Source organism: Dermacoccus sp. UBA1591 (assembly GCF_002322065.1).
GTDB classification, from domain to species: domain Bacteria; phylum Actinomycetota; class Actinomycetes; order Actinomycetales; family Dermatophilaceae; genus Dermacoccus; species Dermacoccus nishinomiyaensis.
Map to the genome: position 1 here is coordinate 36,399 of NZ_DCNR01000110.1, position 9,250 is coordinate 45,648.

The 9,250-nt window shown below is 67.5% G+C and carries 8 protein-coding genes; 4 read left to right on the forward strand and 4 right to left on the reverse strand.

Features of this window, described 5'->3' with window-relative positions; translation table 11 throughout:
- A partial coding sequence (locus B2284_RS12260; protein WP_286697581.1) for a helicase-related protein occupies positions 1-1,509 on the forward strand: 1,509 nt, incomplete at its 5' end.
- Positions 1,510-1,557: 48 nt separating this feature from the next.
- Here the strand turns inward: B2284_RS12260 and B2284_RS12265 are convergent.
- On the reverse strand, positions 1,558-1,779 hold the full coding sequence (locus B2284_RS12265; RefSeq protein ID WP_038570941.1) for a hypothetical protein: 222 nt from the start codon (positions 1,777-1,779) through the stop codon (positions 1,558-1,560).
- Positions 1,780-1,848: 69 nt separating this feature from the next.
- Positions 1,849-2,259 (reverse strand): NUDIX hydrolase, encoded by a 411-nt coding sequence (locus B2284_RS12270; protein ID WP_074039363.1) that lies wholly within the window; start codon positions 2,257-2,259, stop codon positions 1,849-1,851.
- Positions 2,260-2,474: 215 nt separating this feature from the next.
- Between B2284_RS12270 and B2284_RS12275 the strand changes: the two genes are divergently transcribed.
- Positions 2,475-4,079: an HNH endonuclease signature motif containing protein gene (locus B2284_RS12275; RefSeq protein WP_131941067.1), complete on the forward strand. Its 1,605-nt coding sequence runs from the start codon at positions 2,475-2,477 to the stop codon at positions 4,077-4,079.
- Between the two features lie 58 nt (positions 4,080-4,137).
- Positions 4,138-4,455, forward strand: a complete 318-nt coding sequence (locus tag B2284_RS12280; RefSeq protein WP_006945470.1) for a DUF3817 domain-containing protein — start codon at positions 4,138-4,140, stop codon at positions 4,453-4,455.
- 463 nt (positions 4,456-4,918) lie between these two features.
- Here B2284_RS12280 and B2284_RS12285 read toward each other — a convergent pair whose 3' ends face one another.
- Together B2284_RS12285 and B2284_RS12290 are read right to left on the reverse strand one after the other, a co-directional pair.
- A complete protein-coding gene (locus B2284_RS12285; RefSeq protein WP_074039360.1) occupies positions 4,919-5,602 on the reverse strand; it encodes an MBL fold metallo-hydrolase in 684 nt (227 codons plus the stop codon).
- A 176-nt stretch (positions 5,603-5,778) separates the two neighbouring features.
- Positions 5,779-7,611, reverse strand: a complete 1,833-nt coding sequence (locus tag B2284_RS12290) for a glycoside hydrolase family 15 protein (protein WP_074039359.1) — start codon at positions 7,609-7,611, stop codon at positions 5,779-5,781.
- A gap of 119 nt (positions 7,612-7,730) precedes the next feature.
- Between B2284_RS12290 and B2284_RS12295 the strand changes: the two genes are divergently transcribed.
- Positions 7,731-9,250: UvrA family protein (locus B2284_RS12295; RefSeq protein ID WP_476728574.1), on the forward strand; the 1,520-nt coding region annotated here is incomplete at its 3' end.

The window sequence follows — 9,250 nt, forward strand, 5'->3', positions numbered from 1 at the left end:
GGGACGTTCCGCGTGCGCGGCGACACGGTCGAGATCATCCCCGTGTACGAGGAGCTCGCGATCCGTATCGAGTTCTTCGGCGACGAGATCGACCGGCTCTACACGTTGCACCCGTTGACGGGGGAGATCGTCAACGAGGAGTCGGAGATGTACGTCTTCCCGGCGACGCACTACGTCGCCGGGCCCGAGCGCATGGAGCGCGCCATCGCCGGCATCGAGGTCGAGCTGGGCGATCAGCTCAAGCGGTTCGAGGCCGAGGGCAAGATGCTCGAGGCGCAGCGCTTGCGGATGCGGACGACGTACGACATCGAGATGATGCGGCAGGTCGGGTCGTGCGCCGGCATCGAGAACTACAGCCGTCACATGGACGGTCGTGGCCCCGGTACCGCGCCGAACACGCTGCTCGACTACTTTCCGGAGGATTTCCTCCTCGTCATCGACGAGTCGCACCAGACGGTCCCGCAGATCGGGGCGATGTACGAGGGTGACATGTCGCGCAAGCGCACCCTCGTCGACCATGGTTTCCGTCTGCCGAGCGCGATGGACAACCGGCCGTTGAAGTGGGAGGAGTTCCTCGAGCGCATCGGGCAGACGGTGTACCTCTCGGCGACGCCGGGCGACTACGAGATGAGCAAGAGCGACGGCTACGTCGAGCAGGTCATCCGCCCGACGGGTCTCGTCGATCCCGAGATCGTGCTCAAGCCGACGAAGGGGCAGATCGACGATCTGCTCGGCGAGATCCGCACACGGACGGACAAGAACGAGCGTGTCCTCGTCACGACCTTGACGAAGAAGATGGCCGAGGATCTCACCGACTATCTGCTCGACAAGGGTGTGCGGGTGCGCTATCTGCACTCGGAGGTCGACACGTTGCGCCGCGTCGAGTTGCTGCGCGAGTTGCGCATGGGTGAGTTCGACGTCCTCGTCGGCATCAACCTGCTCCGTGAGGGTCTCGACCTACCGGAGGTGTCGCTCGTCGCGATCCTCGACGCCGACAAGGAGGGCTTCCTGCGGTCCGCACGAAGCCTGATCCAGACCATCGGTCGCGCTGCGCGAAACGTCTCCGGTCAGGTGCACATGTACGCCGACAAGGTGACGCCGTCGATGCAGGAGGCGATCGACGAGACGTCGCGCCGCCGTGAGCTGCAGATCGCGTACAACACGGAGAAGGGCATCGACCCACAGCCGTTGCGCAAGAAGATCGCGGACATCACCGACATGCTGCAGCGCGAGTCCGCCGACACGGACGCACTGCTCGGTTCCGGCCGTTCGATGTCGCGTGGTAAGGGTCGCGGCGGCAGCGGTGCGGCGAGTGCCGACGCGAACGTCGCCGCGGGCGCGAAGCGCGAGGCGAGCAGCGCCGCCGACCTCGCGGGCCTCATCCAGGAGTTGCAGGCCCAGATGAGTGAGGCGGCCTCCGAGCTGCAGTTCGAACTCGCAGCGCGTCTGCGCGACGAATTACGTGACCTCAAGAAAGAACTGCGCCAGATGACGGAGGCGCAGAAGTAGCGCCCTGATGGCGTCCGCGGCGCCGGGTGGGATCTCGGCGCCGCGTGGTCATCGCCCCTTGTTGCGAGGATGGTTGCGGGCCTGACGCTCATTGCCGCGGCGATAGTTGCCGGTGAGGCGCGCCATGATCTCCTGAGCGTCACCGTCCTCGACGTCTTCCAAGAAGTCCGCAGCACGCGCGCCCCTAAGAGTCGTCGCTGTGCGTCCGTGATGAGTGATGACAACGACGCCATCACGTTCGAGAAAGGCGAAGCCAGCAGGTTGGGGCATGCTCGACACGCTATGGGCGAGGCAGCCGACCGGCAAGCGAAATACGGTCACGCCACGCCGGGGCTGATGTCATTTGATCGCCCGCATGAGCCTGACGAGGTCCTGACACCCCGCAGGATCGGCCATGGCCAACCGGGGCAGTTCGCTCTCGGCGAACCAGCCGATGTCGTCGTGCTCGTCGGGCGCGATGTTGCGGGGGTTCCCTACCCAGCGCGTCGCGAAGAACGCATGCTTCAACAGGGCTGGATCGCTGCAGGCCATCGGAAATCGCTCTGCATCGATCACCGTCACTCCGAGCTCTTCGACGCACTCGCGACGGGCAGCGCACTCGGCGGACTCGCCGGGTTCGACGTGTCCCCCGGGCAGGTCCCACAGGTCCGGATAATTCATCCGGTTCGGGTGGCGGTGAGCGAGTAGCACCCTCGCGTCCCGAACGAGTGCCACGACGGCAATGTGCGTGGGCAGCGTCGCTGAGGCCATGGGATGAGTCAACCACCAGTCGCCTGTACCTCGTCTGCCGTCAGGCGGTAGACCAAGCGGGTGCAAACCAGCGCCGCCTGATCGCAGGGTTGCACGCGGCGGGTGCTCTTGTGATTCGTGATGCAGCCCTGGCGCGGAGGAAGGGCCGGCCAGTGGGTTCACTCACTATCCCTTTGACCCTACCAAGATTCGAACATGTGTACTAAACTAGTGGCATGGATCAAACGCTGGCAGTGACGGCCGAGACGGTCGCCGCCATGCCGTCCACCGAGCTGGTGGGCGCATGGGTTCTGCTGACGCGCGCGATCGCAGAGCAGGCGCTGGCCGACCCGGAGACATTGGCGCCCTGCTCGGGCGACGCGTTGCCGCGAACCTTCGATGAGCGCCACACGCGCACGTTCACGCTCCAAGCACAACTGGAAGACATCGCCGTTGCTGCGCAGGAGGTGACGAGGGCCGCCGACGCGGTGCTTCACGCCGTCGCCGTCGAACACGAAGACACGGTCGCCCAGCGTGCTCACCTCGACGAGGAGAACTATGGGCTCTGCGAACGCCCTCCGACCGCAGGCGAATTCGCGGGGGATGATCTCGGGAACGCCCTCGGGTGTTCGAGCGCCACCGCGTCGCGCCTCGCTGTCGACGGACGCATGCTCCGCGACCGCGCGCCCGCTCTGCACGAACTGACGCTGCGGGGAGCCTGCCGCACCATGGTGGCCGCCACGCTGGCGCGTGAGATGGCGCACCTCGACGACGAGTTGGCTGCAGAGGTGCTCACGGATCTCGTGAGCGGGGGAGCACACCACCTCAGCGTCGACGGTGCCCGCTCCCGGGCGCGCAAACTGCTGCACGACAGGCGGCTGGCGCAGACCGAGGCCGACACCGTCGACCCCCGTCGTGAGCACGGGCTATGGTTCACGCCCCACCTCGATTTCGACACCCTCACCGAGGTGCGTCTGATCATGGCCACCGAGGACGCTGCCCGTCTCCGCGCCGCGATCGAAGCGCACGCTCAGACGCTCAACGACCATGCGCCAGATCCACGTGACGAACTCGCGCGGTGGCGCGCCGCGAGCCACGTCAGTGTGGCAGGGAGTGGCACCGAACCCCTCGGCGCCGTTCGCGTCGGCGCACTGCTCGACCTTGTCTTCGCGAACTCAACGGTCAACACCGTCATGCACCTCAAGGTGCCCGTCCACGCGAGCCCACCAGCGCCTTCCGACCGGCGGTTCGGAACGCTGGAGCCCCCTGCGTCGCTCGCCTCCGTCCCCAACTGCGGTCTCGACGAGGGCGGTCTTGATGAGGACGGTCTTAGTCGGCCCCGTCAGCACGCTGAGGCCGGGCCGATCGGCGTCATCACGCGACCCCCGGACACATTGGGCGCGGCCCACATCCCCGGCCTGGGCCACGTCGACGCGGCAGCCGTTCGCCTCGTCGCGGCGCTCGTCGACACCACGTTCACGATCGACCTCGTTGACGGTGCGTGGACGACGCTCGCGAGTTGCTCGACGACGTATCGTCCCGGCGCGCGAGTGGCGCGGCTTGTCCGTGAGCGTGACGTGCACTGCCGCTTCCCGCACTGCACCCGGGTCTCGACGAACTGCGACCTCGACCACGTCGTCCCGCACGCCGACGGTGGGCCGACGTGCGTCGGCAACCTGCAGGCCCTGTGCCGCCACCATCACCGCGCCAAGACCTTCGGCGGCTATGCCGTGACCATGACGCCAGACGGAGTTTGCACGTGGGAGTCACCGACCGGCCGCCGCTGGACGACTCTCCCGAGCGGGGAGACGGTCGCGACCACGCTCGCTCCCGCGAGCTGAGCTGTTGGCAGGCACGCTCCATCGGCCGGCACTCAGGCCGTCTCAGTAGAATCGCCGCATGTCTCGAATCTTCAAGATCTTCGCGTTCGCCGAAGCTGTTTCCTGGGGTCTGCTTCTCATCGGCATGTTCTTCAAGTGGGTGCTCAAGACCACTGAGGTCGGAGTGCAGATCGCCGGGCCCATCCACGGCGTCATGTTCATCGGGTACGTCCTGTGCGCGCTCAAGCTGTGGCAGGAGAAGAGCTGGCCGAACAAGACGATCGGCATCGGCCTGCTCTGCGCCGTGATCCCGTTCGCGACGATCTGGTTCGAGAAGCGCGCCGAAGCGCGTGGCGAACTCGGCGACGAACCGCGTCAGAAGCCCCTCGCCGGCTGACGATCCCCCTGCACGTGCGACCGGCGGGGCCGCGAGCTGCGAGGGTTCGCAGCCCCGCCGCTCGTTCGTCATGACACGCCAGTCGACGAGACGCACCGACGACGCCGGCCCCTGCCTGCGCGTCACTCAGCCGCGGCTGCGATACGAGACATCGCCGGCGCTCAAGGCACCAGAGGTGTTCGCGCACCTGGTCGAGGCATGACCATCCGGTTGGTCACCGCGGCGCGCCGCAGACCCGCGTCGTCGTCGGCGCTCAAGTCGCCAGGCCTGCCCGCGCCACGCATCCAGGTGCGGTCATTCACGCAAAGACCGCGTCGTGCAGGCAAGGGCGGCGATGATGTCGGGCGCCCAGGTCGCCAGGCCTGCCCACGCCACGCATCCAGGTGCGGTGGTCACGCAACGACCGCATCGTGCAGTCAGGGGACCATGCAGTCAAGGGCGACGATGATGTCGGGCGCTCAGCTCACCAACCGCGTTCGCGCCACTCGTCGAGGTGCGGGCGTTCGACAGACAGACGCGTGTCGTCGCCGTGGCCCGGGTGAACGTCGGCATCGTCGAAACGCCCGAAGATGCGATCGCGAACCATGGTGAACAGCTCGTCGAACGACTGCTCATCGGAATGCGTCGTCGCGCCGACGCCGCCAGGAAACAGCGTGTCGCCCGTCCACAGCTGAGGCAGAGCGTCGCTGCCGGCGGGTGGCGTCCACGACAACACGACGCTGCCGGGGGTGTGGCCTGGCACGTGGTGCGCGACGAGCGTCTGCGCGCCGAACTGAATCGTGTCACCGTCACTCAGCGTCCGCGCGGGCGCGACCGGGAGGTGCGGTCCGTCCTCGAGACCGGCGAGCGTCGCGTCAGCACGCTCGGCGAGCTCGGGCAGGGCGCGGTGATGATCCCAGTGCTTGTGGGTCGTCACGACGGCATCGAGACGATCGACGCACGCCTCGTCGAGCATCGCCGTGATGGCTCCGGCATCTGCCGCAGCGTCGATGAGCACCGCCGCACCACCCGTCTCGGGCGTCGCATCACGCAGCAGATACACGTTGTTGTGCATGTCGGAAACTGACAGCTTCCACATCGTCAGCCCCGGCAGGTCGAGTCGTGACGGCGCGTCGCCCGGTTTCACATCGGAGAGGTAAGCACTCATGCCTCTACCATCTCACCCACCCAGCCACCGGTGCCACAGGTACCGGCGCCGGGTGGCCCGGGCACGCCGCGCGCAGGGGCGGCCCGGGCCCGTGACAGCGCGAGCGTGCAGCCGATGCCGCGTCATCAGTGTCGTCGCTCTGGGCCGCCGGGGCAGGAAACCCCGCTACCACCGCGTCAGACGTTCGCCCCGCGCGCAGCGACCTGCGCCTCATGCAGGTCGTAGCCGGCGCCGATGAGAGTGAGGTGACTGAAGGCCTGCGGGTAGTTGCCGACCTGGGTCATCTCCTCGGGGTCGTACTCCTCGGCGAGCAGTCCGACGTCGTTCGGCAGGTCGCACAACCGGTCGAACAGCTCCTCGGCCTTGTCGAGCTCACCGATCTTCGCGTACGCGGAGACGAGCCAGAACGAGCAGGCGAGGAACGGGTGCTCGTCTCCGGCGAGGCCGTCGACGCCCGATTCGGTGCGGTAGCGCAGGAGGAAACCGCCGCGCATGAGGTCGTTCTCGATGGCCCGCACCGTGCCGATGACGCGAGGATCGTCGGCGGGCAGGAACCCGACGGCCGGGATGAGCAGCAGCGACGCGTCGACCTCGGTCGTGTTGTAGTGCTGCGTGAACGTGTTCTTCTGCACGTTGAAACCCTTCGTGAGGATCTCCTCACGCACGAGCTCGCGCACCTCGCGCCACCGCTCGACGTCGCCCGGGTGGCCGTGCTTCTCGACGGCGGAGATCGCCGCGTTGAACGCAGCCCACACCATGACGCGCGAGTGCGTGAAGTGCTGCAGCGGCCCGCGGATCTCCCATAAACCGTTGTCCGGCTCGTCCCAGTGCTCGGCGAGCTGGTTGACTAGCGCGGCCTGGATCGCCCAGGTCTGCTCGTTCTCGTACCCACCCTTGGCGCGCGCGTGCTCAAAGGCGATCATGACCTCGCCGAGGACGTCCGTCTGCTTCTGGTCGACGGCGCCGTTGCCGACACGCACCGGCCGCGAATCCGCGTACCCGGGCAGATGGTCGAGTTCACGCTCGGGCAGCTCGCGCCCACCGTCGATCGTGTACATGATCTGCATGTCCTCGGGATCACCGGCGAGGGCACGCACGAGCCACTCGCGCCACTTGATCGTCGCGTCGACGTAGCCGGCGCGCAGCAGCGACTCGAGACCTAGCGAGGCGTCGCGCAGCCAGCAGTAGCGGTAATCCCAGTTGCGTTCACCACCGAAGTCCTCCGGCAGCGACGTCGTCGGCGCCGCGACGATGCCGCCGCGGCGGCTGTCCGTCAGCAGGTTGAGCACGAGCAGGCTGCGACGCACGACGTCGGCGTGCGGCCCGTCGTAGGTGCAGTGGCCGATCCAGTCGTTCCAGCGCCCCAGCGTCGACGCGATGCGCTTGTCGGTGTCGAGCGGGATCGGGATCGGCTTGTAGCTCGGCACCCACGTCATGCTGAAGTCGAGCGCCTCACCGGCGGAGACGTCGAACAGGTCACGGTGACGCCCCTCGTTGCCGACGGGCAGCCGGTCGCCGCGGAAGATGAGCATGTCGGGGCCGGCGATCGCGACGAGCACCTCCTCGTCCTGCACGTGCCCCGGGTGGTGGCTCACCCACGGCTTCACCTTGCCGTAGTTGAGGCGGACGACCCACTCCTGCTCCAACGTCACGGTACCCTCGAGGCCCTCGACGCGACGCAGGACGTCTGCGCGGCCGTCGCTGACGGGCATGAGATCGGTGACCTTCACCTTGCCGGTCGCCGTCTCGTGGATCGTCTCGAGGATGAAACTGTCCTCGCGGTACGCCCGCGTCGTCGTGGCCTCCTCGGCGGGCCCGAGCAGCCAGCGTCCGTGATCCGGCGTGCCGAGCAGCGCCGTGAAGCAGCTCGACGAGTCGAAGCGGGGCAGGCACAACCAGTCGATGGACCCCCGGAGGCTGACGAGCGCCGCCGTCTCGGTGTCACCGATGATGGCGTAGTCCTCGATCGGGGTGGTGTTGACCTCGGAAGGGGTGAAATCCACAGACATGCGCCCCAGACTAATCGGACCGGCGCCATGGCCTGATCCGTCGTCGTGGGCGTGTCCCGGGTGCCCACAGGGGTGGGTTTCCCCGCGCCGTTCGGGGGTTGTCGGTGCGCGCACCTAGCATGGGGGACGTGCCGAAGATTCCAAGCAGCAGCAACGCCGTGGCCCCACGTCGCGGCCACGATCACCTTCTCGTGCGCGGCGCACGGGAGCACAACCTCAAGAACGTCTCGATCGAGATCCCGCGTGACGCGCTCGTCGTGTTCACCGGGCTGTCCGGCTCGGGCAAGTCGTCCCTCGCGTTCGACACGATCTTCGCCGAGGGCCAGCGCCGCTACGTCGAATCCCTGTCGGCGTACGCGCGTCAGTTCCTCGGTCAGATGGACAAGCCGGACGTCGACTTCATCGAAGGCCTCAGCCCCGCCGTCTCCATCGATCAGAAGAGCACGAACCGCAATCCGCGCTCGACGGTGGGCACGATCACGGAGGTCTACGACTACTTCCGTCTGCTCTTCGCCCGCGCCGGTCGCCCGCACTGCCCCGTCTGCGGCGCGCCGGTCGGCAGCCAGACGCCGCAGCAGATCGTCGACTCGATCCAGGAGCTACCGTCTGGCACCCGCTTCCAGGTGCTTGCACCCGTCGTGCGCGCCCGCAAGGGCGAGTACGTCGACCTGTTCGCCGAACTGCAGACGAAGGGCTTCTCCCGTGCCCGTGTCGACGGTGAGACGGTGACGCTGAGCGAACCGCCGACGCTGGAGAAGCAGAAGAAGCACACGATCGACGTCGTCGTCGACCGTCTCGTCGCGAAGGGGCCGGACGACCTCAGCGGCCGCCAGCGCCTCACCGACTCGGTCGAGACGGCCCTCGGCCTCGCGGACGGCCTCGTCGTCATCGAACGCGTCGTGCGCGAGGGCGCCGAGGACGCGCACGACGAGCTGCCGCTCGAGCGCCGTTACTCGGAGAAGCTCGCCTGCCCGAACGACCACGCGCTGTCGATGGACGCGATCGAGCCGCGTTCGTTCTCGTTCAACAGCCCGTTCGGTGCCTGCCCGGCCTGCACCGGTCTCGGCACCGAGCTGCGTGTCGACCCCGACCTCATCATCCCCGACGAGGACAAGACGCTGCGCGAGGGCGCGATCCTGCCGTGGGCGCAGGGCAGCGGTGCCGCCGACTATTTCGTCCGCGTCATGGGCGCGCTCGGCAAGGAGAGCGGGTTCGACCTCGACACCCCGTGGCGCGACCTGCCGGCCAAGGCGAAGACGATGCTGCTCGAGGGCAAGAACCACAAGGTTCACGTCACCTACCGCAACCGTTTCGGGCGTGAGCGCTCCTATTCGACGGGCTTCGAGGGCGTCATCCCGTTCGTCAAGCGTCGCCACACGGAGACGGAGTCGGAGTGGAGCCGTGAGCGCTACGAGGGCTACATGCGCGAGGTGCCATGCCCGACGTGCAACGGCGCACGCCTCAAGCCCGAGTCGCTGTCGGTGACGATCGGCGGCAAGTCGATCGCCGAGGTGTGCGCGCTGCCGATCTCGGAGTCCGCGCACTTCCTCGACGACGTCGACTTCACCTCGCGCGAGCGGCAGATCGCCGAGCGCGTCATCAAGGAGATCGCGGCGCGTCTCGGCTTCCTGCTCGACGT

Excerpts from the sequence above, each read along its gene's own strand:
- B2284_RS12265 (WP_038570941.1), bottom strand. The coding sequence starts at position 1,779 with ATGCCCCAACCTGCTGGCTTCGCCTTTCTCGAACGTGATGGCGTCGTT.
- B2284_RS12270 (WP_074039363.1), bottom strand. The coding sequence starts at position 2,259 with ATGGCCTCAGCGACGCTGCCCACGCACATTGCCGTCGTGGCACTCGTT.
- B2284_RS12275 (WP_131941067.1), top strand. The coding sequence starts at position 2,475 with ATGGATCAAACGCTGGCAGTGACGGCCGAGACGGTCGCCGCCATGCCG.
- B2284_RS12280 (WP_006945470.1), top strand. The coding sequence starts at position 4,138 with ATGTCTCGAATCTTCAAGATCTTCGCGTTCGCCGAAGCTGTTTCCTGG.
- B2284_RS12285 (WP_074039360.1), bottom strand. The coding sequence starts at position 5,602 with ATGAGTGCTTACCTCTCCGATGTGAAACCGGGCGACGCGCCGTCACGA.
- B2284_RS12290 (WP_074039359.1), bottom strand. The coding sequence starts at position 7,611 with ATGTCTGTGGATTTCACCCCTTCCGAGGTCAACACCACCCCGATCGAG.